This is a genomic window from Microbulbifer sp. YPW1, assembly GCF_013367775.1.
In the GTDB taxonomy this organism is placed as follows: Bacteria; Pseudomonadota; Gammaproteobacteria; order Pseudomonadales; family Cellvibrionaceae; genus Microbulbifer.
The window spans coordinates 2,538,160-2,564,429 of sequence record NZ_CP055157.1 but is presented as its reverse complement, the minus strand read 5'-3'; the positions used below and the strand labels follow the sequence as shown (position 1 = coordinate 2,564,429).

The following is a 26,270-nucleotide window of genomic DNA, read 5'->3' as shown; positions in this document are numbered from 1 at the left end:
GGTTTTTTCATTGTGAATCCCAGTAGATTCAATGTCTTCCTCAGGCCTGAGACTTCTCGCGTAACCGCAAGGATAGGACCTTTCGAACTATATCAGCCAGTGCCGGCGGCAGTGCCAACATCACCGGAGTAACAATGAGAGTCAGCAAGGTAGAGAAAGACAGCCCGTAAACAATCGCACTGGCGAGCTTTACCCAGAATGACGCAATCACCCCGTTGACCACCACCGTGCGCCCTACCATATCCACGCTCACCCCCAGCGCCAGGGGAAGCAGGCCGAGAATGGTCGTTGCCGTGGTGAGAAATACTGGCCGCAGTCGCTGTGCAGCCGCCTTCACCGCCGCGGCGCCATGCCCCAGTTCCGGCTCAGCCTTTCGCACATAGTTGTAGGTATCGATCAGCACGATGTTGTTGTTGACCACGATTCCCGCCAGCGCAACTATCCCCACACCGGTCATGATCACACTGAAAGTACTCTGGGTCAGGGTCAGCCCCAGCATCACGCCAGCAGTCGACATGATTACCGATGACAGAATCAATGCGGACTGATAAAAGCTGTTGAACTGGGTCACCAGCAGAATAAACATCAGGAATAGAGAGAGCAGGAAGGCGCCCAGCAGAAACACCAGCGACTCGTTCTGATCTTCATCTGCACCACGGAACAGCAGTTCGACCTGGTCATCAACCGGGTGTTGCGTGAGCCACTCGCGGATTTCCCGCACCTTGTCGTCCGCCAGTACACCATCTTCCACGTCTGCTTTGAGCTGCATGCGGGTGATACCGTCGATACGCTCGATCTTGTCCACCTTGGGCCCGGCCTCGGTACGCACAAAGCTACTGACCGGAACCGCACCGCCGGGGGTATTTACCTTGAGTTCATCCAGCGCGGTGATGCCCCGCGCGTAATCCGGGTAGCGGATACGGATATCCACTTCTTCATCGGAATCATCCGGGCGGTACTCCGCCATCAATACGCCGTTGGTTACCAGCTGCACCGCCCGGCCAACACCCGTCAGGTCCGCACCGTACAAAGCGGCCTTGGCCCGGTCCACGCGGACCTCCCACTCGATTCCCGGCAGGGGGGCGGTGTTGACGATATCCCTGAGGCCACCGAACTCGGAAGCCATCGCCCGATGCAAACGCCAGGTTTCAGCCAGCAAGCGGTCGTAGTCACGGCTGCGCAATTCGAGCACGATATCCTTGCCCACCGGCGGCCCACCTTCAAACGGGTTGGCACTGGTTTTGATCCCGGCAAAGTTCGCAGTGCGCTGACGGATATCAGCAAAAATTTCCCGGCTTTTGCGCTCCCGCTCCATCGACGGCTGCAGCTCCACGAGCAGATTGGCGATCTGGTCCGGGGATTTTTCGGTATTCCCGGAAATTCCCCCGGAGCCGATGGACGAATACACCACACGCACCTCCGGCACCTGCATTACCGCAGATTCGACCTGCGCCACCAGTACTTTCTTTTCCTCCAGCGAGAGGTTCCCCTGGGCCCGCACCTCGACATTGCCATACTGCTCTTCGGTCTCTGTAAAGAACTCCACACCGGGGTTGAATGTACGGAAAGCAATAAAGATACCGATCAGTACCAGGACGGTTGCACCGAAAGAAGCAAATGGATGACGCACCACCGGATCAAGCATGCGCGCATAGAGCCCGGTAATTCCACGCATTTCAGTGGGGTTGCCGTTTTCCAGCTGCTTGAGCTCTTGCTGGATGTTGATGTCCATAGTGCTTTTGCCGAACACGGACCCCAGCACCGGCGCGAAGAAGAGCGCGTAGATCAGGGATCCCGCCAGTACCGAAAATACGGTAACCGGCAGATAGCGCATAAACTCGCCGACCACCCCGGGCCAGAAAATAATCGGCAGGAATGCAGCCAGCGTCGTGCCAGTAGAGGCCACCACCGGCCAGAACATCCGCCGCACCGCTATGGCGTAGGCGACCCGCGCAGACAGCCCCTCGGCCATCTTGCGGTCCGCGAACTCGGTAATCACGATACAGCCGTCAATCAACATGCCCAGCGCCAGCAGCATGCCGAACATCACCATAAAATTGAACGAGTACCCCAGATACCAGGTGATGATCGAGCCGAACAGCAGTGAAAAGGGAATGCCAAAGCCCACCAGCAGGCCGGAACGGAAACCGAGTGCGGCAACCACGATGATCATCACCAGCAACATGGCGGTGAGAATATTGCCCTCCATCTCACTGACCATATCCCGGGCGACTTGCGACTGATCAAAGACAAAGTCGACCTTGGCCCCACGTGGCAGATAGTCGCGCTCAGCATTCACGACCGCGCGCACGGTATCCGCAAGGTCTACGGAGCTCGCCCCGGTACGCTTTTCCACATTGATGGCGATTCCGGGGCGACCGTTCACGCTGGTAAAGGTAGTGGCGTCTTTGAAGGTGCGACGGATATCCGTCACCTGCCCCAAGGTGACCACACCGTGCTCGGACTGTTTAAGCGGAATCTGGTACACGTCGTCCGCAGATTCGATCAGTCCCGGTACCTTGACCGAAAACCGCCCCTTGCTCACATCCATTTCACCTGCGGGAATCAGCAGGTTATTACCCAACACAGCGTTGATCAGTTCGCCGCTGGTCACCTGGTAGTGCTCCAGACGCACCGGGTCGATGATGGCCTCCACCACTTCTTCCCGGTTTCCGGTGATATCCGCACTCAGCACTTCACTGATATTTTCGATCTTGCGCTTGAGCAACTGCGCACTGCGCAGCAATTCGCGTTCGCTGATGCCGTCCCCTGCCAGGGTCACGACGATCGTCGGGAAAGGCTGCGCAGATGCCTCCTCGACGATCGGCTCTTCCGCATCCCGCGGTAATTCCGCCTTGGCACGGTCGACAGCGTTACGCACTTCATCTACCGCCAGGTCGACATCCAGGGCTGAATCAAATTCGATCACCAGGTACACCAGCCCTTCGCGGGCAGTGGCCATGACTTCCTCAACCCCCTCGATCGCCCGGATTTCCTGCTCCATCGGGCGAATCAGCAGGCGAACCCCGTCCTCTGGTGAAATTCCCTCATGCATCACCTGCACAATCACAATCGGGGGGTTCACTTCCGGGCTCGATTCCACCGTCATCGCGCCGCGGGCAACGATCCCCACGATCACGACCAACAGCATCAGGCTGATGGTACTGCGGAATCGATCAACCGCATTTTCCAGCAACTTCATGGACGGGGCTCCTGGACACGCTCTGCGGCCATATCCGTCGCAGATTCAATTACGGGCTCTACTGAGGCATCGTCCACATCCGTTGCCTCCTTTGCACCGGCAATCGGTGCGGGCAGGTCACCGGCGGACTCTTCCAGCTCCACCTCGACCTTCTCACCTTCGCTCACATATTCCTGCCCCACGGTAATCAGGGTGGCATTGGATGGCAGCCCGGCGATCCACACGCCCTCGTTTTCATCGCTGATCAGGTGCACATTCGCGAATCGCACACGCTGCTCCTCATCCAGGGTCCGCACCCCCAGATCCCCCTGATCATCGAGGGTCAATAATGAGGCGTTGATTCTGTGTGCCTGTACCTCGCCAGTAGGCAGGGCCATTCGCGCACTGATGCCACTGCGCAGCGCACCATCGGGATTGGCAACGGCGACCTCTACCCGGTAAGCGCGGGTAACCGGGTGCGCCTCCTGGCTCACATAGCGCAATCTCCCCTTAACGACCTGACCCATTTGCAACTGGGCACTGGCCTCGGATCCCGGCTTCAAGCTTGCGACCTGCGACTCGGAGACCTCGCCGACTACCAGCATCGGGTTCAGGTCGAGAATGGTCGCGCACTCTTCTCCGCGACGGATGAAATCCCCCAGCTCCACCGCACGACTGTTTACCAGACCGTCAAATGGCGCACGGATTTTAAGATTTTGCACATCTACCTGAGCGCGTTTCAGCTCCGCCCGTGCATTGGCCAATGCCACCTCCTGCTGGGCCATGGCGGCCTCCGACTGCAGCCCGCGGCCCTGTAGTTTTTTGGCACCGGCAAAGTCGAGTTCCGCCTTGCGCAGGGTCGCGCGCGCGCGCGCCAATTGCTCAGGTCGATCCTCCGCAGCAATTTCACAGATTACGTCGCCCCGGGTTACCCGCTGTCCCTCTGCCACTGGCAAGCCTGCGATGACTCCGTCGAGTTCCGCCCGCAGGCGCACACTGCGATTGGCCTCGGTGCGACTGTTGACTACCACCCGCGTCATATAGGGTTGCGCCTGTAGCTGCCGCGCCTTGACGCGCATGGCCTCGGCAGGCCGCGTGCTTTTCTCCCCGCTCTCCCTGGCGGCCATTTCTGAATCCCCATCACCTGTCACAAGGCCACTCAGCAGCCACAGCACAGACAACAAGGCGACGATGGCTGCAAAACGGTAGTTGCGCTGCCGCCAGAGGTTTAACAGAAAATTCATACCGGTAAGTCCCGCGAGTATCTGAAGTTATGTATCCGAACAATCGGAAGGATACGTATTTTATGTGCAAAGCGATGACTGCATAGGGGCTAATGCTGCCGAATTACGAAATTCACAGCAGATAAGCCCGCAAACGGCGCGAATAAAAGCGAGGTTTGGTGGTGAGGTCGGTTCAGGAGATACTCGAGGCAGAGAACAGGAAGCGTGACCAGCTGGCCACGCTTTTTACAGGCAGGGGTCTAGTCAGGAAAGGATAGACTCGAGGAAGTCCGTCATATCGGACTCTTCTGCAGCGAGCTGGCCACTGCCGAATTCCGCGTTCCAGTCCAGCAGGATCCGCGCCAGGTCGCGCGCCTGTCCCGCCAGGGCTGCCAGTTCTTCCTTGCTGTTTTTGGGCCCGGTGTACAGCTTGAGCCGGCGATGGCTGTTGGCGAGATCGTGCGTCGGGTACTTGGAGCGGTACACCTCCAGTTTCCAGCGCAGGGAGTGCACCATATTGCGGTAAAACACCAGCTTGGTGGGCAGGTGCAACAGGGAGAAATCCTCCAGGTCACCAAACAGGGTGCAGTCGACCGCCAGCACCTGATTTTCCTGCCCTGACGGGGCCGCGACAATGGTGGCGCTGCGCGGCTCTGCCAGCAGCATGGAGAGATCCCCGAATACCTCCCCCGGACGAATCACCGCCAGTGGCCGCTCTTCCGCTGCCGCCGCGGCATCGTCTACATGCACGTGCAGTTCTCCGCGCAGCAGAAAATACACCCACTGATCCACGTCTCCCGCGTGCAGCAACGCCTCTCCCGGCGCCAATGTAGACAGGCGGGAACGTTTCAGCAAAACGTCGTATTGCCAATCGCTGGTGGCGCGAATATCACGAAATAAATGAATGACATTCAGGAGACGATCCACTGCATCTCGTGGGTAGTCACTAAGCGGCTTGTAATTCATGAAACTCTTGGCTTAATCGATTCGTGCTTTTTGTGATGGCGCGGCCAGTTTTCACACTGGCCGGGAGGACAATTCGGCAGCTAGGCTCTGCCAATGCCCGAACGGTGCACTGAAAAGCCCTGTCTGTCGACCCCTGCACCATCCGATGCCACATTCTAGGCGGAAAGTGACGGCTGTCTGCCCTGTCCATTCCCGGATTTGAAAAAACGAGACATTTTACCCACTTCAGGGTTGAACTCCATTGCAGTTACAGTAGAGTTGAGCAGAGCTTCGATTATACCCTGCCAATTACCGGAGATTTTTTAACCACCGGTTAGGTGCGGCGTTTAGCTGAAGCCCGCACCTTTCGGGGGGAGGGTGCTATATGAAGTCGCTGAAAATTTCTCTGGGGTATTTTGATTGATATTTCAGCACTTTATCTGCCGGTTTCTGCCCATCCGGCTTTAAATAGATACCAAAGCAAAAATGAAATCGACCAACTTCGTCATTGCCCTGCTGTTGTTCGCTACGGCCCTGACTGCAAATGCGGCTCCGCTGCTGAACGGTCTGGCTCTGGAACAACAATTCAATAAAGATCGCTATATTGCCGCCGTTTATTCCGAGCGTCTCTCTGGCGATGCAAACGCACTACTCGACAACAATCAGCCTCGCAGCCTGCAGGTGCGTATTATCGCTGATCGTCTGTCAGCTCGCCGCTTCCGCAACCAGTGGATGGAGGGCATCGCGATCAATAACCCCGGTAACGTGCTTACCGGCCAAGCCGAGAACATGGTGACCTTCGCCAACATGTTCAAAGGTCGCCTGATGGCCGGAGACCAGCTGCGTATCGACTATGCTGCGGACACCGGCACCACCTCTGTATCCCTCAATGACATCATGCTCGGCATGATCGAGGACCGCGAGTTTTTCAACACCCTGCTGCGCGCTTGGATTGGCCCGGTGCCGCCCTCCACGGATTTCCGTGACGACCTGATGGGCTCTGGCCAGGTAAATTCCGGCTTGCTGGAAAAGTATGAAGCCCTGCAGCCAGGTGCGGACCGCGTCGCCCAGATTACCGCCATGGTCGACGCGCAGGAAGCCAAAGAGGAGGCCGCTGCCGAGCCGGCTCCGCAGAAGGCGGAGCCCAAGCCCGCCCAGGTGGTTGCCGCACCCAAGCCGAAGCCGGACCTCTCCGCCGATATCCCGCCGCCCTCACTCGCCGCCATCGGTGCACCGGCTATCGAGAAGCCGGCTTCAGCCCCTGCCAAGCCTGCAGCTAGCGCACCGGTTTCTCAGCCTAAACCTCTGAAGCCCACCACCACGCGCCCGGCCACCCCGATGGATGAGGAGCTGGATGAGGAAGAAGAGGAAGCGCCTCTGACAGCGGATATGATCCTGGCTCGCCAGATTTACCATTCCATGCTGCTGCGTCACACCTTCAAGCACATCAATTATCCGAAGCGCGCCCAGGAGCGCGGCCAGGAAGGCAGCGTGCGCCTGAATGTGACCATCGACAACAAAGGCAATGTGAAAACAGTCAGCACGCTGCAGGAATCCCGCTATTCCAGCCTCAACCGCGAAGCGGTGGAAGCTGTTGAGCGTGCAGGCCCCTACCCGGCGACGCCTGCACAGCTGAAGATCGATGAGTATAACTTCACCGTCCCCATCACCTTCCGCCTTCCGGACTGATCCCGGACCGGCCCCGAAAACCCCGCTCCGCGGGGTTTTTTATTGCCCGAAATCCATCGCTCATCCCCTGCAATTGGCCGCATGTCCGCTTGCCCGACGGCAATCCCAATGCATACTATGGGATTGACCCGATCTTCACCCGGTCCAATCAACGACCATATATAACAAGCCCAAAAGGCCAACTATGAAAAAACTGCTTCTTCCCCTGGCAATTGCCAGCGCTATTGCCGGCACCACCCTTACCGGCTGCTCAAAGTCCGAAAGCCCGTCTGTGGATAACACCCAGAATACCTCCGAGGCCAGCGCCTCCCAGGTCGCACCCCTGGGCTCCGGGATCGATCTCAGTGCCATGGACACCAGTGTCCGCCCTCAGGACGACTTCTACAGCTACGTCAATGGTAACTGGATGAAGAACACCGAGATTCCTGCGGACAAGTCCCGATGGGGTGGTTTCAGCATCCTGCGGGATAAAGCCACCGAAGAAGTCAAAGGCCTGATTATGGAAGCCGGCGAGCACGCCGAAAGCGCCGATGCCAAGCAGATCGGCGATCTTTACAACAGCTTCATGAACGAGGAACTGATCGAGAAGAAAGGTCTGTCTGCCGTTTCCGGTGAGCTGGACAAGATCGATGCAATCCAATCAATGGACGACCTGACCCGGTTCTTCGCCTACGCCGATATGGCAGGCTATGACGTGCCGTTCGGAGCCACTGTTTACCAGGACCTGAAAAACGTCGAATCCTACATGGTCTTCTTCTGGCAGGCGGGCCTCGGTCTGCCCGACCGCGACTATTACTTCGACGATTCGGAGAAGGGCCAGAAGCTGCAGCAGGCCTACAAAGAATACCTGGTAAAAGTACAGGATATCGCCGGCCTGGATAACGCCGAAGCCAGCGCGGAAGCCCTTTACCAGCTGGAGAAGAGCCTCGCGGAACACCACCGCACCCGTGTAGAGAACCGCGATCCTGACAAGTACTACAACAAGACCGCGGCCAGCGACATGGCCAAACTGATGCCTGCAATCAACTGGGGAATCTACCTGGCAGATGCCATGCTGGACGGGGAGAGCCACTTCTCCGTGGGCCAGCCGGAATACCTGGAAGCCGCCAACCAGATTATCGCCGATACCGACATCGCAACCTGGAAGCGCTACCTGAAAATCAAGGTTCTGACGGCCATGGCACCCTACATGCACGGCGAACTGGCGCAGACCCGCTTTGATTTTTACGGCACCACCCTGCGCGGCACCAAAGAAATGGAACCCCGCTGGAAACGCGGTGTGCAGTTCGTAAACGGTTCCGTTGGCGAACTGGTGGGCAAGCGCTATGTAGAAAAGTACTTCCCGCCGGAAGCCAAGGCGCGCATGGTGGAGCTGGTCGACAACCTCAAGGCCGCCTACAAGAGCTCCATCGAGGAACTCACCTGGATGAGCGATACCACCAAGCAGGAAGCCCTGACCAAGCTGGCCAACTTCACCACCAAGATCGGTTATCCGGACAAGTGGCGTGATTACAGTGCGCTGGAAGTCAGCGCCGACGACCTCACCGGCAACGTACTGGCATCCAACCTGTTCGATTCTGCACACGACCGCAGCAAGCTGGGCAAGCCGCTGGATCGCACCGAGTGGGGCATGTCTCCGCAGACTGTGAATGCCTACTACAGCCCGGCGCGTAACGAAATCGTGTTCCCGGCAGCCATCCTGCAGCCGCCGTTTTTCAACATGAATGCGGACGATGCGGTGAATTACGGCGGTATTGGTGGTGTGATTGGCCACGAAATCGGCCACGGCTTCGACGACAAGGGCAGCAAGTTCGATGGTAAGGGCTACCTGAACAACTGGTGGACCGACTCCGACCTGGAAAACTTCGAGCACCTGACCGGCAAGCTGGTTTCCCAGTACAGCGCCTTCGAGCCGCTGGAGGGAGAGTATGTTAACGGTGAACTGACTCTGGGTGAAAATATCGGTGACCTGTCTGGCCTGGGTATCGCTTACAAGGCTTACAAGATGTCTCTGGACGGTAAAGAGGCACCGGTCATCGACGGCTTCAATGGCGATCAGCGCGTATTCCTCGGCTGGGCGCAGGTTTGGCGCAGCAAGATGCGCGACGAGGCCCTGAGCGAGCGCCTGAAGACCGATCCGCACTCCCCGGCGGAATACCGGGTACAGGGCGTGCTGCCGAATATCGAGGCTTTCTACTCGGCGTTTGACGTGAAGGAAGGCGACGGTATGTACCTGCCAGAAGAGGAGCGTGTGGTTATCTGGTAACCCACCCAGCTCTTATTTCGGTAACCAAAAGCCCCGCTCTGCGGGGCTTTTTTATTTAAGATGCTTGTGCCCCGCTCTCCGGAATCGCTTACCATAGTTTGTAAAGGACTTTGGGGAGACCAATATGGCCCACGATAACCAGTTTCAGCTGCTTGGCAGCCGACGCTTCTTACCCTTCTTCTGTACCCAGTTTCTCGGTGCCTTCAACGACAATGTGTTCAAGAACGCATTGATCGTGATGATCGCCTTCCGCCTCGCCGCCACTGAAGCCAACTTTCTGATCAACCTCGCCGCGGGCCTGTTTATCCTGCCGTTTTTCCTGTTCTCCGCCACGGCCGGCCAGGTGGCGGACAAGACCGACAAGAGTGTGCTGATCCGGCGGATCAAGCTCGCGGAAATTGGCATCGGAGCGTTCGGTGTCGGGGCGCTGTTCAGTGGTAATAACTATCTGTGCCTCACCGTCCTGTTTCTGCTCGGTGTGCAATCGGCTTTTTTCGGTCCGGTAAAATACGCCATCCTCCCCCAGCACCTGAGAAAGACCGAGCTGGTAAGCGGCAATGCACTGGTGGAAATGGGCACCTTCGTTTCCATTCTGCTCGGCACCATTGTCGGTGGCCTGCTGGCGGGCCGCACCGGCGAGGGAGAATCCGGGCTGTGGTGGATATCTGCCATCATCATGATCACCGCGTCCCTGGGCTATCTCGCCGCGCGCAATATCCCGCGGGCCGAGGCACCGGCGCCGGACCTGAAAATCAATTACAACCCCGTCACCCAGACCGGCCGGATTCTGAAAGAGGCAGCGAAAACACCCTCGGTGTTTTACGCGATTATCGGTATTTCCTGGTTCTGGCTGCTGGGCGCGGCCTACCTTACCCAGATCCCCAGCCTTACGCGCAATGTCCTGGGCGGCAGTGAATCCCTGGTTACCCTGCTGCTGTGCTGCTTTACCATCGGCGTGGCAGTTGGCTCGCTGTTGTGCGGACGGCTTTCCGGCGGGCGCGTTGAGCTGGGGCTGGTGCCCATCGGTGCGGCAGGGCTGACCGTCGTCGGGATTCTGCTGGCCTCCACCACAGGCAACTACCAACCCCCGGTGGAGTCCACCGTCGCCGCTTTCTGGGCCAACGATGGCGCACTGGGTATTCTGATCAACCTGACCCTGATCGGGATCTTCGGCGGTTTCTTTATCGTGCCGCTGTACTCCATGATGCAGGAACGCTCAGATCCAACCATTCGCGCACGCATTATTGCGGTAAACAATGTTCTGAATGCGCTGTTTATGGTGGTCGCCGCGGTGCTGGGAATTGTGTTCCTCAACGTGCTCGCAGCGACCATCCCGCAGTTTTTCCTGATCATCGCGCTGATGAATGCAGCGGTTGCGATTTTCGTATTCAACCGGGTGCCGGAATTCGCCATGCGCCTGCTGATCTGGCTGCTGTCGCACACCATGTACCGGGTAAAACACCACGGCCTGGACAAGATCCCTGCGGAAGGTGCGGCGATCATTGCCTGCAACCATGTGAGCTACGTGGATGCGCTGCTGCTGGCAGGGGCGGTGCGCCGCCCTATCCGCTTTATCATGTACAAGCCCATCTACGAAATCCCGGTTTTGCATTTTATTTTCAAAACCAGCCGCGCCATACCCATCTGCTCCAAGCAACAGGACCCGGAAGGTTATGCACAGGCATTTGCGGAGATTGAACAGGGGCTGAAAGACGGCGATCTGCTGTGTATTTTCCCCGAAGGCCAGCTGACCAAAGATGGCGAACTACAACCTTTCAAGGCCGGGATTGAGAAGATTCTGCAGCGGACCCCGGTGCCGGTAATCCCCATGGCGTTGCGCGGCCTGTGGGGCAGTTTTTTCAGCCACAAGGACGGCTCGGCGTTCAGTACCCTGCCCCGCCGTTTCTGGTCACGCGTCTGTGTGGTAGCGGGAAACCCGCTGGCAGCGACGGAAGTCAAGGCGGAAGCGCTGCAGGAAACCGTGCTGGATTTGCGCGGACAGCATCGCTAACGAGAAAGGACATTACCTTTAACTCCGCTTAAACAAAAACGCCGCGACAGTAGTCGCGGCGTTTTTGTTTAGAGGCGGTCTTGGCCGGAGATCAGAGTGCGCTGATGGCACCCTCGTAGCTCGGCTCATCCGCGGTTTCTGCCACCTGTTCGGTGTAAACCACTTTGCCGTTTTCATCGATCACAACCACCGAGCGGGACAGCAGCCCTTTCAATGGACCGGTCTCAAACGCCACGCCGTAATCGTCACCGAAGCTCGCGCGGAACGCCGAACCCAGCTTCACATTCTCGATCCCCTCGGCACCACAGAAGCGGCTCATGGCAAACGGCAGGTCCGCGGACACACACACCACGACAGTATTATCCAGGGAAGAGACCTTTTCATTGAAAGTGCGCACCGAGGTGGCACAGGTCGGGGTATCCACAGACGGGAAAATATTCAGCACCACACGCTTGCCCGCGAAGTCCTCCAGGGTAATCTCGGAAAGGTCCCCTTGCACGAGGGTAAAGGCCGGCGCCTGGCTGCCCACGGCAGGCAGTTCACCAACAGTGGTAACCGGGTTTCCTTTCAGGGTGATATTGGCCATTGCGTATTCCTTGACTTGACTGATGAAAGTGGAGGCAGCATGCCGAGGGGATATGGCCTTGTCAATCAACTGGCGGGTAATACACAGGCAATGGCTGGAAACGAAAAAGCCCCACAAATTGCGGGGCTTTTGGCGTAAAAACAAGCGACAGGCTGATCAGTGTTCGGTCGGCACCCGACCAAAGTCCCCTTCCATTTCGCTCGCCAGGAAAGACATCACCACCCACGCAGCCACATTCTGCTTGAGGTTATCCGGATCCACTTTGTCCAGCGTATCGTTGGGCGTGTGGTGGTAATCGAAGTAGTCGGTACCGTCCTGATACAGTCCCATAGCCGGCACGCCCTGAGCTACAAACACACTGCTGTCCGGACCGCCGGAGGACTTGTTATTGCCGCGCTCAATGCCCAGCGGCGCCAGCAGCTGCATCATCTGGTCGGCGATGGCGAACTTGCTCTCGGGAATACGGGTGTCAAAGCGCCAGATCTTGCCGGCGCCGAAATCCGACTCGGACACCATAATGATTTTTTCCAGGTCGTTCTGATGGGCTTCCACGTACTGCTTGGCACCGACGAGGCCAATTTCCTCGGCGCCGAACAGCACTACGCGCAGGGTGCGACGGGGGCGTTGTGGCAATTCTGCGATCAGGCGCGCGGTCTCCATCACCACGGCAACGCCAGCACCGTCATCCAGAGCGCCCGTACCTTCGTCCCAGCTGTCCAGGTGTGCACCGATCAGAACCACTTCTTCCGGCTTCTCGCGACCAACCACTTCGCCAATCACATTGAAAGAAGGGCCGTCCGCCAGCGCTTCATTGTGCACGTTCAGCTTCACCTCCACCGGCTTGCCGCGCTCCAGCATGGCCTCCAGCAGGTTGGCATCCGGTGCGGACAGGGCCAGCGCGGGAACCGGGTTCTCGACACCATCGATAGACATCATGCCGGTGTGGGGGAAACGATCGGAGTCGGTACCCACGGAGCGCAGCAGCATCGCTGCGGCGCCTTTCTCGGCTGCGGCACGCATCCCCTTGCTGCGTCCCTGTACCGCGGGACCATAGCCTTCACCGGTACGGGCGCGCTCCATGCGCTTGTTGATGAATGCGATCTTGCCTTTTACCTTGCGCGCCGGTGCTTTCATCAACGCTTCCACATCGGCAAATTCCACGATTTCAGCGGTCAGCCCGCCTTCCGGGGTGGAGGCCCCGTAGCCCAGGGAGGTCACTACCAGCGGCTGCGGGAAAGGTGCCGTTACTTCCGCGTGCGCATGGCCACGGGCCCAGCGCTTCACATCGATCTGTTCGGTGTAGACCCGGTCAAACCCCAGCGCTTTCATCTTTTCCTGCGCCCAGGCCACTGCGCGTTCATCCCCCTTGGTACCGGCACGACGCGGACCCACTTCAACGGTCAGGGACTCGACGATACTGTAGGCATCAGAGGATTCCAGCGCGCGATCGCGCAGCACTTCTGCTACAGACAGGTCTTCCTGCTTCAGGGGCGTAGCCTGGGCAGCCACCGCCACCAGTGCGGCGGCCAATCCGCCGGCAATACTCTTCAGGGGGTTCAACATGATTTCTCCAGTTACAGCATTGGGGTTTTTATAGGGTTTCGATATCAGGCGTTATTCGGATTCTTCCTGCAATGGCAGTGCCAGCAAGCGCTCCCGCAGGTCGCGCAGCTTGCGCAGGCCCGCTTCGGTAAACAGATAAGGCAGTTTACCGGTGTATTCGTCTTCTTCAATTTGCAGGCACTCGAGCCGCAATTTTTCCAGGGCCGGGTCATGGCGCATGGGGTAGCCCGTCAGGATCCGCCATTCATTTTCATCTGCCTGCCCGGCAATCACATCTTCCAGGCCGCGCTGGAAGTCTGCCCTCTCCATCCGGAAACGCGGCGTCCGCATATGCATCAAGCCCCAGATAATCAGGGCAAAAATCGCAAAAGAGAGGCACAGGGTTATGACGATTGTCACGGATCACGCCTCCAGTAAAAGTTTGACCGCCAGGACAAGGGTGGCCACGATGATTACGGGCTTCACCAGTGCCGCGCCACGCGCGATCACCAGATTCGACCCCAGCCTGGCGCCGACAAACTGGGCCGCAGACATGCACAGGGCCAGGGACCACAACAGGTGCCCGGCGGCCATGAATATACACATGGATGTGGTATTGGTAGCCAGTACCAGCGGTTTGGTATGTGCCGTAGCCTTGCGCATGTTGTACCCCAGCAGCGCGGCAAATGCGAGCGCGTAGAAGGAACCCATACCGGGCCCGAAAAATCCACCGTAAAAGCCGATCCCCCCACCGATCAACAGGTTGAACCAGCCGTTGCCCATTCGCGGCTTTGCATCGATATCGGCAATGCGCGGGGAAAATGCAAAGTACAGGGAAATGACGATCAACAGTATCGGCAGCAGGGTCTGCAGCTGCTCTCCCCCGAGCCGGGTTACCGACCAGGTGCCCAGACAGGAACCACCAATGGCCGCCAGCAAGCCCGGCCACAGGGGACGAAAATCCAGGTGCCCTTTCTGGAAGAAATTCAGGGTCGAAGACAGGGTGCCGAAAACGCTCTGGAATTTATTGGTTCCCAGCGCATCCAGCGGTGGTATGCCGGCCCACAGCAGTGCCGGCAAGGTGATCATGCCGCCGGCGCCGGCAATAGAGCTGATAAAGCCAGCGGCAAAGGCGACTATGGTAAGAATCAGATAGACAGCGGGTGTCAGGTCACCGGCAAGTTGAATCACTCATTCTCCGGTCTGGTTCAGGCCGCTTCGTCAAAATCCGTCTGGTATTCCGGGTTGCGACCTTGGTATTTATGGAAACGTCTCTGGATTTCACGCATATCGTTTTCCAGATTACCGGTGGGCCGGTAAACAGAGTCCACACAGATCTGCTTGCTGGGAAAATCCCACGCTATCAGAACCACTGGCACATCCGCCGCATAGGCAATACGCAGAAACCCGTTCTTCCATTTAGCGGTCTTCTTGCGGGTACCTTCCGGGGTAATGGCGACCCACATTTTTTCATTCTTTCGAAACTGACTCGCTACCTGCTTGGCCATTCCACCCGCAGCAGAGCGATCGGTGGGGATTCCGCCGAGCCATTTGAACAAGTTTTTAAACGGGAAGAAAAACGCTTCCTTCTTCATCAGCCAGGACGCCTTGAGGCCCAGCGCAAGGATAAATGGCATCGCCACCACAAAGTCCCAGTTGGAAGTGTGCGGGGCCAACGCCACCATCACCTTCTTTTCTTGCGGAAACTCGCCATGGATACGCCAGCCCAGTGCTTTCACGATCAACAGACCGGTGCCACGGGTAAACCAGTTGCCGTTACGTGGCATTTCTTCAGGCAAATGCGCGGGGATGGTGGTTTTCTTGGCAACAGTCACGGTCATCATCTCTTCTCAATGGTTACTGCGTAAGTACTGCTATAGACACACAATCATGCCGAGGAATCAAAAATCCAGGGCAGCCAATAATACCGGGAATCAGTGTTCCCGCGTCGCGTAGAAACGCACATCTGGATAACGCTCTTCCGCCAGCTGCAGGTTCACCCGCGTAGGTGCCAGATAGGTCAGGTGTCCCGATCCATCCAGAGCCAGGTTAGTGCTGGCCTTGCGCTTGAAGTTTTCCAGCTCTTTGGCACTTTCACTGTCGACCCAGCGTGCGGTGTTCACATTTACATTTTCGTAAATGGCTTCCACCTTGTATTCGTCCTTCAGACGATAGGCGACCACCTCAAACTGCAGCACCCCCACCGCACCGACAATGATGTCATTGTTATCCAGCGGGAAGAAAACCTGGGTAGATCCTTCTTCGGACAGCTGCTGTAGCCCTTTCTGCAACTGTTTCAGTTTCAGCGGGTCTTTCAGACGAATACGACGGAAGAGCTCCGGCGCAAAGTTGGGGATACCGGTAAATTTCAGGTTCTCGCCCTCGGTAAAGGTATCGCCAATCTGAATGGTGCCATGGTTGTGCAAGCCGATAATATCGCCCGCAATAGCCTCTTCCACATGGGTGCGGTCGCCGGCCATGAAGGTCACTGCATCGGCAATTTTTACATCCTTGCCGATACGTACATGCTTCATTTTCATACCGCGGTTATAGGTGCCGGAGCACACACGCATAAAGGCAATCCGGTCGCGGTGTTTGGGATCCATATTTGCCTGGATCTTGAAAACAAAGCCGGAAAACTTGTCCTCACTGGGCTGTACTACGCGATCATTGGTAGCGCGGGACTGAGGACCTGGCGCCCACTCCACAAAACCGTCGAGCATCTCGCGCACACCAAAGTTGCCCAGCGCCGTACCAAAGAACACCGGCGTCAGCTCGCCCGCACGGTAAGCTTCCAGGTCAAACTCGTGGGTCGCGCCGCGCACCAGATCGATTTCCTCGCGAATTTCCTCCGCGTCTTCGCCCAGCAACGCTGTCGCCTCATCGGAATCCAGTCCCTTGATCTGGATATCCTCGGGAATCGTGTGCCCCTGCCCCTGCTTGAACACGTGGATGGTGTCGGTATAGAGGTTGTACACACCCTTGAACAGCTTACCGGAGCCCAGCGGCCAGTTGATCGGCGCCGCCTGGATATTCAGGACCTCCTCGATCTCGTCCATCACCTCGATGGGATCGCGGATATCCCGGTCCAGCTTGTTGATAAACGACAGAATCGGCGTGGTACGCAGGCGGCACACGTTCATCAGCTTGATGGTGCGATCCTCGACACCCTTGGCGCCATCGATCACCATCAATGCGGAGTCCACCGCGGTCAGTACCCGGTAGGTATCCTCGGAGAAGTCCTCGTGCCCCGGGGTATCCAGCAGGTTCACCACCCGCTCCTTATAGGGGAACTGCATCACGGAGGAGGTCACGGAAATACCCCGCTCCTGCTCCATGGTCATCCAGTCAGAACGCGCGTGGGGGCCCTTCTTGCCCTTGACCGACCCCGCCAGCTGGATCGCATTTCCGAACAACAGCAGCTTCTCGGTCACCGTGGTTTTACCGGCGTCCGGGTGGGAGATGATGGCAAAGGTACGGCGGCCATTGATGCCCGCCAAGTTTGAAGACTGACCCATAATGCAACTTGAGACTGGATAAAAAACAGGCGCGCATTATACACGTCTGGCGCGCGGGAATCGCTGGAAATGGCGATTCGAGGAACCTAGACTGCGGCTAAATTTGGCTGGCTCTGCTTCCAGTGACAACAATATGCGATATGAAGGATCCAATGACCGGGGGCAACTTGCGGGACCGTCTGCGGCCTGGATGGCCGCAGCCGAGCCCCCAGGGATGGGTTCACGGCGTGTCCCGCAAGTTGTCCCCGGTTATTGGATCCGCCACGGCACTCAATAGACAGAGGTGAATAATGAGTCAGGAACGATTGGAGGCACTACAGCAGGCGCTATCCACACAGCAGGTACAGGGCTTCCTGGTGCCCCGGTGCGACGAGTACCAGAACGAATATGTTCCCGCTGCTGACGAGCGTCTCGCCTGGCTTACCACCTTTGACGGCTCCGCCGGTCTCGCCGCCGTCACCACCGAGCGCGCCGCCCTGTTCGTCGATGGCCGCTACACCATCCAGGCCAAACAGCAGATCGGCACCCAGCCCATCGAGCAGCACAACCTCGCCCCCGCAGACATCGCCAACTGGCTGTGCAGCGCCCTCCGTGAAGGCGACGTCCTCGGCTACGATCCGCGGCTACACACCGAACCCGGCCTCGCCCCCCTCAAGAAACGTCTGGACGAGTGCGGTATCCAGCTGCGCGCCCTGGACACCAACCCCATCGACAGTATCTGGCAGGACCGTCCTGCGGCGCCCTCCGGCCCCGCGCGCCCCCATCCCCAGACCTTTACCGGCGAAGATTCCGACAGCAAGCGCCAGCGTATCGCCCAGTTGCTCGCCGACAAAAACCAGGAAGCCCTGTGGCTCGCCAACCCCGAAGTGTGTGCCTGGCTGTTCAACATCCGCGGTAGTGATATCCCACATTTGCCCGTCGCCCTCTCTATGGGCTTCCTGTACAGGGACGGCAGCGCCACCCTGTACCTGGCGGAAAACGCCATCGGCGACGCCCTGCGCCAGCACCTCGGCCATCAGGTCGAACTGGTGACCGAAAAATCTGCACTGTTTGCCGCCGCCGAGCGCCAGCATGTGCAGCGGGTGTGGGCAGACCCCGCACTCACCAACTGCTGGACCCTGCACGAACTCAGAAACCGCGAAATACAGGTACTGCTCGAGCGAGACCCAATCACCGGCGCCAAGGCCATCAAGAACTCTGTGGAACTGGAAGGCAGCCGCGCGGCCCATATCCGCGACGGCGCCGCCCTGTGCGAGTTTCTCGCAGAGCTGCCCGACGCGGTAAAGGGAGAAAATTTTGGTGAACTGGAAGCGGTAAAACTGCTGCGGGAAAAACGCGAACAGCGGGAGGGATTCACCGACGACAGCTTTGATTCCATCTCCGGCTATCGGGGTAACGGCGCAATTGTGCACTACCGCGTAACCCCGGAATCCAGCCTGCGGATGGAAGCCCAGGGCATTTATTTGATCGACTCCGGCGGCCAGTACCCGGATGGCACCACCGACGTCACCCGCACCGTCGCGTTGGGCAAATTCCCCGCGCAGGCAAAAGATCATTTCACCCGGGTGCTCAAGGGGCATATCGCCATCGCGAGCCTGCGCTTCCCCGTCGGCACCTGTGGCGAGCAGATCGATGCCTTCGCCCGCAAATCCCTGTGGGATGCCGGACTGGATTACGCCCACGGGACCGGACACGGCGTCGGCAGTTTTCTGAGCGTGCACGAGGGTCCGCAGCGTATCGGCAAGGCGAATACCAATATACCTTTGGAAGCGGGCATGATCGTTTCCAACGAACCGGGTTTTTACCTGACGGACGAATACGGTATCCGCATCGAAAACCTGATCTTCGTCAGGGAGAGCCCTGAGCATGCAGGCTTTCTGGAATTCGAGGAACTGACGCTTGCACCAATCGAACGCCAGCTGATCGAGCCGACCCTGATGACGGAAAAGGAATTGCAGTGGCTAAATGACTATCACCGGAAAGTACGCGAAACCCTGATGCCACTGGTGGATGAAAAAACTCAAGTGTGGCTGGATGCGGTTACTCAGCCCATCTATTAAATAGCACTCAGTGAGCAGCACCCGAAGGCTTGGCGGGTGCCTCGGGTTCTTCAATACTCAGGACAACAGTTTCCGGCTCGACCGATTTTTCGGGCCGGTCAGCGGACTTCTTGATATCCCCGCTATGCTCCGACTCCCAAAACGGGGGCAGCACATTGAGTACACGCTCACTGACCTCTGGCTCCAGTGAATGTCCCATCCCCGCTATCATCACCAGCTGGGCGCCGGGGATCTTTTCCGCAGTATCCCGCCCGTGGTCCGGTGGCAGTAGCGGGTCTCGGTCGCCGTGAATCACCAGGGTCGGCACATCGATGGTTGCCAGCATGGGAGAGCGATCACCGCTGGCGAGAATGGCCTGGAGCTGTCGAATGGTTCCCGGTGGATAACTGCCGCGATTCAATACCCGGGTTGCCAGCTGCCGCGCGTATTCCTCATCGAAAAACTCTGGCGATCCAATCGCGCGTGCGATCATCACCCTATTCTCCAGCTCCTCGTCCCGGGCAAGCCCTGACTTGGCCCCTTCTGCTAACGCCATAATGGCTTCGCGGCTGGACTCCGGCAGGTCCGGTGCGCCGGAGCTGGACATGATGGAAGTGAGACTGGCAACCCGCTGTGGATAGTTGGCAGTCAAAACCTGGGAAATCATTCCTCCCATGGAGGCGCCCACCACATGTGCGCGCGATATTTCCAGCGCGTCCAGTACACCCACCGCATCGGCCGCCATGTCCTCGAGGGTATAGGCGGGGGTGGGATAGAACCCGACCTTGGTGCGCACCACCGTCCACCAAACTGGCGGCGCGGATAAACCGTAGAATTTCTGCGACAGTCCCGCATCGCGGTTATCCAACAACACAACGCGGTAGCCGCGATCCAGCAGTCCCTGTACCAGCGTATCCCCCCAGTGCAGCATCTGAGCCCCGAGGCCCATGATCAGCAGAACCGGTTCGCCGTCATTTGGCCCCATATCCTGATAGGCAATGGCGGTGTCATTCACAGTAGTAAAGTGAATCGGGTAACGATCAAACGGGCTCTCTTTGGCAGAGACAGGACTCGCTGAAAGCACGGCAAACAGCAGCAATAAGACACAGGAAAATCCCTTGTGTAGCGCTATTGCAGAAAAACGTTCAGCACAGATCATCCGACACATTCCTGTTTATTTTACTTAACCGCCACACTGCTGAGCTCGGACTGATGTCCACCCAGATAGCGGCGCAACCACCACCAGGCAGCGCCGCCCAATACCAGGTTGGAAATCAACGTCGCCACGAACAGCCCGGTGATTCCCCAGTAGTGATTGCCCAACCAGGCCAGCGGCAGGTACAAACCCAGCACCCGCAGGAAGGAAATCAGCGTGCCCGGTAGCGGGTGGCCGAGGCCGTTAAAAGCGGCATTAGCAGACATCACAAAACCGTAACCGGCATAACTGAATGGCACCAGGCTGAGGTAAGCGATAGCGACTGCGATAACCTCCGGGGATTCACTAAACAGGGAAACCAGCGTTTCCCCCACAAGCCACAGGGTTACGGCCAGCCCCAGCCCAAAAGCGATACAGAACCTCGCCAGCACCGCAACCGTTTGCAGTAGCCGATCGTACCTTCCGGCACCCGCGTTCTGTCCCATAAATGGCCCCACCACCGAAGACAGAGCGTAAAACACGATTAATGCCACCGGCTCGATACGCAGGGCAACACCGAGGCCCGCCACCGCATCGGCGCCATGCTTGGCAACCAGCGCAACTACCACGCCACCGGACATGGGGATGATCACATTGGTAGCGATCGCTGGCAGCCCCACTGCCAACAGGGTGCGCCACGACTCCCGCAGCGCAGGCCACTGCCAGCTGGGTGTCCCCAGAATATGTTCTCGCCGTACCAGCACATAAAGCGCGATGGCAAAGCTCAGACCGCGTGCAATCACCGTCGCCAACGCCGCTCCCTGCAATTCCAGGCGCGGAAACCCGAACAGTCCAAAAATCAGCAGCGGATCCAGTATCAGGTTGAAGAAAGCCACCGCCATCAGAATTCGCCCGGTAATCGCGCTATTACCGATAGCCCGCAATGCCGACAGCGATACCATCGGCACCACGGCGAAAACCGCACCGAAATACCAGGGCACCATATAGTCGGCGATCAGCGGTAACAGTCGCTCCTGTGCACCGAGCAGGCGGAACAATGGCTCAATGGTGAGCAGGCCTGCGGCGCTGACCACCAGCGCGATAAGCAGAGCCAGGAAGGTGGCGTCGCTGACCAGTTGCCGCACCCGCTGCATGTCGCCTGCGCCGTAGGCGCGTGCAACGGCGGAGGAAGTCCCCGCACCCAGCCCGATGGCAAGGGCGTTGATGACCATCACCACAGGAAAAGTGAAGCTCATGGCGGCGAGCGGTGCGCTGCCCAGTTGCGCAACAAAATAGGTATCCACCACATTGAACGACATGGTGGCGAGGATGCCCCACACCATCGGCAAGGCGAGGCGACGCAGGTGGCCCGCGACCGGGCCTTCAAGCAGGGACGGTTGATTACGATTCGATGGCATGTGTATTCCGGTCAATGGCAGTCCCGGTAAACGCGGCGAGGAATATTGGCGCGGCCGGAGCGGCTGCCCGCTAGCAGGCGCCTACAATACCAGACTCATCAGCAATGCGTCTTCGCGGCTGCCATCGGACTTCGGATAGTAGTTTTTCCTGCGACCGTCTTCGGTAAAACCGAGCTTGTGGTAGAGCCCACGCGCCGCGCGATTGGATACCCGCACTTCAAGCAGGACCCGCGCCACGTCCTCGGGCAGACAGGAAAAAATGTCCTGCAGTAACCGCTCCGCGACACCCAAGCGTCGCCAGCGCGGAGCCACTGCCACGTCGAGAATTTCTATTTCATCAAACACGCGGCTGACGACACAGCAGGCGGCAATCTCCCGCTCATCGATTGCGCCCGGCGTCGCATTAGCCGGCGCGTGGAATACCCAGCAGATATGGCCCGACTCGAGGCTATCGCGATATTGTTTTGCGCTCCACGGGTGGCTGTGGGCACTGCGTGCCAGGGTTGCCAGGGCGTCGGCATCTGACAGCTGCGCTTGTTGCAGGATCAAGGTGGTCACCGCATCGACGTCGGGCGCGGGGCGAGCATCACGGGAGTGAGATTTCAAAAGGCGACTTCCATGGTCGGCCGTTGCCGGGTACGGCAGTTTAGCGGCGAGTCTGTTCGGGGTATAGCTTGCGCAGTAGATTCCACACTTCGCGCTTGCGGGCCGGCTGTGTCAGCAGCTCGGTCAGGCTGGGCATGGACACTAACGATACGCCCTGCCAGTCGTTTACGGGACCATCCAAAGTCACTGGTGCGCAGTAACTTTGAGCCTGCTCGCCCATCAACCAGATGGACTTGACCGGCTTGCGCGCGCACGCCGCTTCCAGCCAGCTCGAACAGGTATCCCGGGCATCATCGGCCCCGGCGGCTGCAGCGAACGGGTTTTCCGTCAGCGGCCAGCGCAACTTGTCGCGCCCGGTCGGCAGCTGGTGCCAGCCCAGAGCCCGGGCAATATTGCCAAACAGAGACTCCACCGGCAGTGCGGTTCCGGGCTCGCGACTGTCGACTGCGAGCACTTCTTCGCCCAACCACCAGCAACTCAGCACAAATGGGGCCACCTGTTGCTGTGGCGGTGCCACGGGCGCCGCCTTGGCTGTCGCGGTAACCCGCGTTTCGCTGGTAATACTGCCGATTACCCGCCCCAGCTCCGGAGCCGGATCGACGGAGCCAGTTCGTGCGGCGAGCTCGCTGCGCACTTCATCCGCACTGTCACCAGCGGGCTGTTCAGGCGCAGCTACTTCAGCCATCAGGGCGGCGCGGGGCGGGGCCTCAGGAGCCTCTTCAGCGGGCGGAGGCAGCGGCGCCTGGATCGGCTCCGCGGCCAACGGCAAGCGGAAGCGCGGCATATAACTGGTAACTCCCAGTGCCGTCAGATATTCCGTCCGCTGTAATTCGTTCACATCAGTCCCCGTTTACCGGCCACACCGCCCAGGCGATCAAACGCCCTGCGGCTTGTTACTTTTACTGGCCAGCAAGTTTAATGCATCCAGATACGCTTTTGCGGATGCCACCAGAATATCGGTATCCGCACCCACACCATTGACCAGTTTACCATCACGCTCGAGACGAACGGTGACGCTGCCCTGGGAGTCGGTGCCCTGGGTAACGGCATTGACCGAATACAGTTTCAGGTCTGCATTGCTGCCCACCACCGATTCGATTGCCTTGAACGTAGCATCAACCGGCCCGCTGCCTTCGGCACTGCAGGAGTGGCTTTCGCCATCAATGACCACCTGCAGATGCGCCTGCGGGTTGCTGCCGCTTTTGCTGCGAACCTCGAGATCTGCGAGCTGATAGTGCTCCACCGGATCTGCGGCACCGGAAATCAGTGACTGCAGATCCTCGTCGAAGATTTCGTGCTTCTTGTCGGCGAGATCCTTGAAGCGCTGGAACAGCACATTGAACTCTGCCGGGTCAGCGAAAGTGATGCCGAGCTCCTCGTAGCGCGCTTTGACCGCGGCACGGCCGGAGTGCTTACCGAGAACCAGACGGTTCTGGCCCCAGCCCACGTCTTCGGCACGCATGATTTCATACGTTTCGCGGTGCTTGAGCACGCCGTCCTGGTGGATACCGGATTCATGGGCAAAGGCATTGGCGCCAACAATCGCTTTGTTGGGCTGAACCGGGAAACCAGTAATCGACGAGACAAGGCGCGACGTCGGCACAATATGGGTCGTGTCGATACCCGTTTCTACGGGGTAAAGATCCTGACGGGTCCGTACTGCCATCACGATCTCTTCGAGAGATGCGTTACCGGCGCGCTCACCCAGACCATTGATGGTGCACTCCACCTGGCGGACACCGTTCATCACCGCCGACAGGGAGTTGGCGACAGCAAGGCCAAGGTCATTGTGACAGTGGGTGGAAAATATCGCCTTGTCAGAGTTCGGTACATTTTCAATAACGCGCTTGAACATCGCGCCGTATTCCCCGGGTTCGCCATATCCCACCGTATCGGGAATATTGATGGTCCCGGCGCCGGCCTTGATCACCTCTTCAATGATCCGGTACATGAACTCCGGCTCGGAACGGCTGCCATCTTCCAGGGAGAATTCCACATCGTTGGTGTAATTGCGGGCAAGCTTGACCGCCTCCACAGCCTGACGCAGCACATCCTCGGGGTCCATCTGGAGCTTGTACTTCATATGGATGGGGGATGTCGCGATAAACGTATGGATTCGGGAAGAGTTGGCCTTTTTCAGGGATTCGGCGGCGCGAATGATATCGCCTTTTACCGACCGGGCCAGACTGCACACAGTAGAGTCTTTTACGGTTTCTGCCACGGCCTGCACGGCTTCGAAATCGCCCTGACTGGCGATGGCAAAGCCGGCTTCAATCACATCCACACGCATACGCTCGAGCATACTGGCGATGCGGACTTTTTCGTCTTTGGTCATGGACGCGCCGGGGCTCTGCTCACCGTCGCGCAGGGTTGTATCAAAAATGACTAATTTATCTTTATTAGTGTTCATCAGGGCTCGTCTCCTAGTCTTGCCCGAGGCTAAACAGCGGTGACGCCGCTGTCTATGCACTGCTCAAATTAAGTACGGAATTCTGTAGAGAGGTATGGGGATAAAATTATATGCCGCGGCGCGGCAGTCGTAGCAGGCTTGCTAGTCGTAGGAGGGCAGCAGGGATCTGGGTAATGGCATTCGCCGATACGGAGTCTCGGCGCAACACGCGCACGAAAAAAGATCTGGAGGCCTGTGGCCTCACGACCGACACAGGTTGGTCGACAGGGGCTGCGGGATACATGGCTGCTTCAACTTTCTGGGAATATAGATTCTCGGGACGGACATCGAACCATCCCGACCGGCTCCGCCGAGACGAATGTCCGGGCAGCTCAGGAATGAACTATAAGTCTCGATCCCCTGCACATCAACAGTCATCCTAATTTTTACAGAAAAAACCAGAATCAATGCAAAGAGAAAACACCTAATCAACAAAAATTGAAGTATTCATCCTATTTTGAACTGTCAGCCTGCAGCGCATTTAATAACTTCCAGAGCTCCCGGTGCAGCGCTTCCAGCCTGCTCTTGGGCACAGCCAGTTCGCCCAGCGCACTGTCACGCCAGGCCTTCACCTCGCGCCTCAGCGCCCGCGCCGTATCCGTGATTTCGATCAGCGTAACCCGCTCATCCTGAGCACTACGCCGGCGGCGCAACAGCGCCAGGCCCTCCATCCGCTTCAACAGTGGCGTCAGGGTACCGGAATCGAGCATAAGCTCGCTCCCCAAAGCGCTGACTGTCCAAAGGTCCGCAGCGCGCCGCTCCTCATCCCACTGCCACAGAACCAGTAGCACCAGGTATTGTGGATAAGTAATTCCGAACTCGCGCAGCATTGGCTGGTAGGCACGGGTCATCGCCCTAGAGCTGGCATAAAGGGCAAAGCACAACTGACGATCCAGGCGCAGGGAATCCGTTCCCTCGCGATCAGGTTTGGGTTCAGTTCGACTCAAAGCAGGCTCTCAATGTCCGCGGCCAGGTCTGCAGGCTTGTCTTTGGGCGCATAACGGTTCACCACCTCCCCGTCCCGGTTTACCAGGAACTTGGTGAAATTCCACTTGATCCCCTCGGTACCCAGGATGCCCGGAGCACTTTTCTTCAGCGTGGAAAACAACGGATGCGCATTGCTCCCATTCACATCTAGCTTTGCGTACACCGGAAAGCTCACCCCATAGTTCAGGGTACAGAACTCCTGGATTTCGCTATCGCTGCCGGGCTCCTGCTGGCCAAATTGATTGCATGGAAATCCGAGTATTACCAGTCCCTTGTCTTTGTACTTGCGGTACAGCTCTTCCAATCCCTTGTACTGGGGTGTGAATCCGCACTTGCTCGCGGTATTCACAATCAACAGTACTTTGCCTTTGTACTCTTCCAGAGTGGTGGGCTTACCATCACTGGACTGAACCGGAATGGAATAGATATCGGACATGGGCGCTCCCCTGATTTGTTCGTGATTTCAATAATCTCCTACACAATTAGATTGTGCACAATCTAAATTCATATTGCAAAGCCTGGAGATAGTTTGGTGCCCGTCCAGAGCAGGACTTTGTAACCAGATTTTTCTTACAAGCTTGTGGATTGAATTTAATAACGTTTTTTCAGTTATGCACAGACGCGTTACTCACAGAAACTCTGGACAGAGCTGTGGGTAAGTGTGGGATATTGGAT

20 protein-coding genes are annotated in these 26,270 nt (G+C 58.0%); 4 read left to right on the top strand and 16 right to left on the bottom strand.

The genetic code is table 11. From position 1 onward, the window contains the following. Window positions 1-40: 40 nt before the first annotated feature. From HUW35_RS10500 to HUW35_RS10490, 3 genes are all read right to left on the bottom strand, one after another. Window positions 41-3,202, bottom strand: coding sequence for an efflux RND transporter permease subunit (locus HUW35_RS10500; RefSeq protein ID WP_181252298.1), 3,162 nt, complete (start codon window positions 3,200-3,202; stop codon window positions 41-43). After that, complete coding sequence (locus HUW35_RS10495; RefSeq protein ID WP_181252297.1) at window positions 3,199-4,425, bottom strand: efflux RND transporter periplasmic adaptor subunit; 1,227 nt, start codon at window positions 4,423-4,425, stop codon at window positions 3,199-3,201. Before HUW35_RS10495 ends, HUW35_RS10500 begins: the two co-directional genes overlap by 4 nt. 243 nt (window positions 4,426-4,668) lie before the next feature. Next, window positions 4,669-5,370: a cyclic nucleotide-binding domain-containing protein gene (locus HUW35_RS10490; protein WP_181252296.1), complete on the bottom strand. Its 702-nt coding sequence runs from the start codon at window positions 5,368-5,370 to the stop codon at window positions 4,669-4,671. 465 nt (window positions 5,371-5,835) lie between these two features. Here HUW35_RS10490 and HUW35_RS10485 point away from each other — a divergent pair, with 465 nt between their 5' ends. From HUW35_RS10485 to HUW35_RS10475, 3 genes are all read left to right on the top strand, one after another. Further along, on the top strand, window positions 5,836-7,038 hold the full coding sequence (locus HUW35_RS10485; RefSeq protein ID WP_181252295.1) for a TonB family protein: 1,203 nt from the start codon (window positions 5,836-5,838) through the stop codon (window positions 7,036-7,038). A gap of 184 nt (window positions 7,039-7,222) precedes the next feature. Next, window positions 7,223-9,304, top strand: a complete 2,082-nt coding sequence (locus tag HUW35_RS10480) for a M13 family metallopeptidase (protein WP_181252294.1) — start codon at window positions 7,223-7,225, stop codon at window positions 9,302-9,304. A 124-nt stretch (window positions 9,305-9,428) separates the two neighbouring features. Further along, entirely contained in the window at window positions 9,429-11,315 is a 1,887-nt protein-coding gene (locus tag HUW35_RS10475; protein ID WP_181252293.1) for an MFS transporter, read from the top strand. Window positions 11,316-11,406: 91 nt separating this feature from the next. On the opposite strand, the gene tpx is transcribed toward HUW35_RS10475, so the two are convergent. The 6 genes from tpx to prfC form a co-directional block, all read right to left on the bottom strand. Further along, window positions 11,407-11,901, bottom strand: a complete 495-nt coding sequence (gene tpx, locus HUW35_RS10470; protein ID WP_181252292.1) for a thiol peroxidase — start codon at window positions 11,899-11,901, stop codon at window positions 11,407-11,409. A 156-nt stretch (window positions 11,902-12,057) separates the two neighbouring features. Then, on the bottom strand, window positions 12,058-13,464 hold the full coding sequence (locus HUW35_RS10465; protein WP_181252291.1) for a M20/M25/M40 family metallo-hydrolase: 1,407 nt from the start codon (window positions 13,462-13,464) through the stop codon (window positions 12,058-12,060). A gap of 51 nt (window positions 13,465-13,515) precedes the next feature. Beyond that, entirely contained in the window at window positions 13,516-13,863 is a 348-nt protein-coding gene (locus tag HUW35_RS10460; protein ID WP_181252290.1) for a hypothetical protein, read from the bottom strand. A 3-nt stretch (window positions 13,864-13,866) separates the two neighbouring features. Continuing rightward, complete coding sequence (locus HUW35_RS10455) at window positions 13,867-14,634, bottom strand: TSUP family transporter (protein ID WP_181252289.1); 768 nt, start codon at window positions 14,632-14,634, stop codon at window positions 13,867-13,869. 17 nt (window positions 14,635-14,651) lie between these two features. Continuing rightward, window positions 14,652-15,287, bottom strand: coding sequence for a 1-acyl-sn-glycerol-3-phosphate acyltransferase (locus HUW35_RS10450; protein ID WP_255463228.1), 636 nt, complete (start codon window positions 15,285-15,287; stop codon window positions 14,652-14,654). 90 nt (window positions 15,288-15,377) lie between these two features. After that, the gene (gene prfC, locus HUW35_RS10445; RefSeq protein WP_181252288.1) at window positions 15,378-16,961 is read right to left on the bottom strand and encodes a peptide chain release factor 3; all 1,584 of its coding nucleotides are present in this window, start codon (window positions 16,959-16,961) and stop codon (window positions 15,378-15,380) included. 290 nt (window positions 16,962-17,251) lie between these two features. Between prfC and HUW35_RS10440 the strand changes: the two genes are divergently transcribed. Next, window positions 17,252-19,021 carry an aminopeptidase P family protein gene (locus HUW35_RS10440; protein ID WP_181252287.1) on the top strand — a complete coding sequence of 590 codons (1,770 nt, stop codon included), beginning with the start codon at window positions 17,252-17,254 and terminating at the stop codon, window positions 19,019-19,021. A 7-nt stretch (window positions 19,022-19,028) separates the two neighbouring features. Here the strand turns inward: HUW35_RS10440 and HUW35_RS10435 are convergent, their stop codons facing one another. From HUW35_RS10435 to HUW35_RS10405, 7 genes are all read right to left on the bottom strand, one after another. After that, entirely contained in the window at window positions 19,029-20,159 is a 1,131-nt protein-coding gene (locus HUW35_RS10435; protein WP_219932533.1) for an alpha/beta fold hydrolase, read from the bottom strand. A 20-nt stretch (window positions 20,160-20,179) separates the two neighbouring features. Then, a complete protein-coding gene (locus HUW35_RS10430) occupies window positions 20,180-21,553 on the bottom strand; it encodes an MATE family efflux transporter (protein ID WP_181252286.1) in 1,374 nt (457 codons plus the stop codon). 81 nt (window positions 21,554-21,634) lie between these two features. Further along, on the bottom strand, window positions 21,635-22,159 hold the full coding sequence (rimI, locus tag HUW35_RS10425; protein WP_181252285.1) for a ribosomal protein S18-alanine N-acetyltransferase: 525 nt from the start codon (window positions 22,157-22,159) through the stop codon (window positions 21,635-21,637). 40 nt (window positions 22,160-22,199) lie between these two features. Next, window positions 22,200-22,997: a hypothetical protein gene (locus tag HUW35_RS10420; RefSeq protein WP_181252284.1), complete on the bottom strand. Its 798-nt coding sequence runs from the start codon at window positions 22,995-22,997 to the stop codon at window positions 22,200-22,202. A 36-nt stretch (window positions 22,998-23,033) separates the two neighbouring features. Then, complete coding sequence (locus HUW35_RS10415) at window positions 23,034-24,569, bottom strand: 2-isopropylmalate synthase (protein WP_181252283.1); 1,536 nt, start codon at window positions 24,567-24,569, stop codon at window positions 23,034-23,036. Between the two features lie 491 nt (window positions 24,570-25,060). Further along, window positions 25,061-25,555 carry a MarR family winged helix-turn-helix transcriptional regulator gene (locus tag HUW35_RS18870; protein WP_305075923.1) on the bottom strand — a complete coding sequence of 165 codons (495 nt, stop codon included), beginning with the start codon at window positions 25,553-25,555 and terminating at the stop codon, window positions 25,061-25,063. Continuing rightward, window positions 25,552-26,031, bottom strand: a complete 480-nt coding sequence (locus HUW35_RS10405) for a glutathione peroxidase (RefSeq protein ID WP_181252282.1) — start codon at window positions 26,029-26,031, stop codon at window positions 25,552-25,554. Before HUW35_RS10405 ends, HUW35_RS18870 begins: the two co-directional genes overlap by 4 nt. Window positions 26,032-26,270 lie beyond the last annotated feature (239 nt).

Bases quoted from the DNA above. Each gene is read 5' to 3' on its own strand.
- HUW35_RS10500 (WP_181252298.1), bottom strand. From the start codon at position 3,202: ATGAAGTTGCTGGAAAATGCGGTTGATCGATTCCGCAGTACCATCAGC.
- HUW35_RS10495 (WP_181252297.1), bottom strand. From the start codon at position 4,425: ATGAATTTTCTGTTAAACCTCTGGCGGCAGCGCAACTACCGTTTTGCA.
- HUW35_RS10490 (WP_181252296.1), bottom strand. From the start codon at position 5,370: ATGAATTACAAGCCGCTTAGTGACTACCCACGAGATGCAGTGGATCGT.
- HUW35_RS10485 (WP_181252295.1), top strand. From the start codon at position 5,836: ATGAAATCGACCAACTTCGTCATTGCCCTGCTGTTGTTCGCTACGGCC.
- HUW35_RS10480 (WP_181252294.1), top strand. From the start codon at position 7,223: ATGAAAAAACTGCTTCTTCCCCTGGCAATTGCCAGCGCTATTGCCGGC.
- HUW35_RS10475 (WP_181252293.1), top strand. From the start codon at position 9,429: ATGGCCCACGATAACCAGTTTCAGCTGCTTGGCAGCCGACGCTTCTTA.
- tpx (WP_181252292.1), bottom strand. From the start codon at position 11,901: ATGGCCAATATCACCCTGAAAGGAAACCCGGTTACCACTGTTGGTGAA.
- HUW35_RS10465 (WP_181252291.1), bottom strand. From the start codon at position 13,464: ATGTTGAACCCCCTGAAGAGTATTGCCGGCGGATTGGCCGCCGCACTG.
- HUW35_RS10450 (WP_255463228.1), bottom strand. From the start codon at position 15,287: ATGATGACCGTGACTGTTGCCAAGAAAACCACCATCCCCGCGCATTTG.
- prfC (WP_181252288.1), bottom strand. From the start codon at position 16,961: ATGGGTCAGTCTTCAAACTTGGCGGGCATCAATGGCCGCCGTACCTTT.
- HUW35_RS10440 (WP_181252287.1), top strand. From the start codon at position 17,252: ATGAGTCAGGAACGATTGGAGGCACTACAGCAGGCGCTATCCACACAG.
- HUW35_RS10435 (WP_219932533.1), bottom strand. From the start codon at position 20,159: ATGATCTGTGCTGAACGTTTTTCTGCAATAGCGCTACACAAGGGATTT.
- HUW35_RS10430 (WP_181252286.1), bottom strand. From the start codon at position 21,553: ATGCCATCGAATCGTAATCAACCGTCCCTGCTTGAAGGCCCGGTCGCG.
- HUW35_RS10415 (WP_181252283.1), bottom strand. From the start codon at position 24,569: ATGAACACTAATAAAGATAAATTAGTCATTTTTGATACAACCCTGCGC.
- HUW35_RS10405 (WP_181252282.1), bottom strand. From the start codon at position 26,031: ATGTCCGATATCTATTCCATTCCGGTTCAGTCCAGTGATGGTAAGCCC.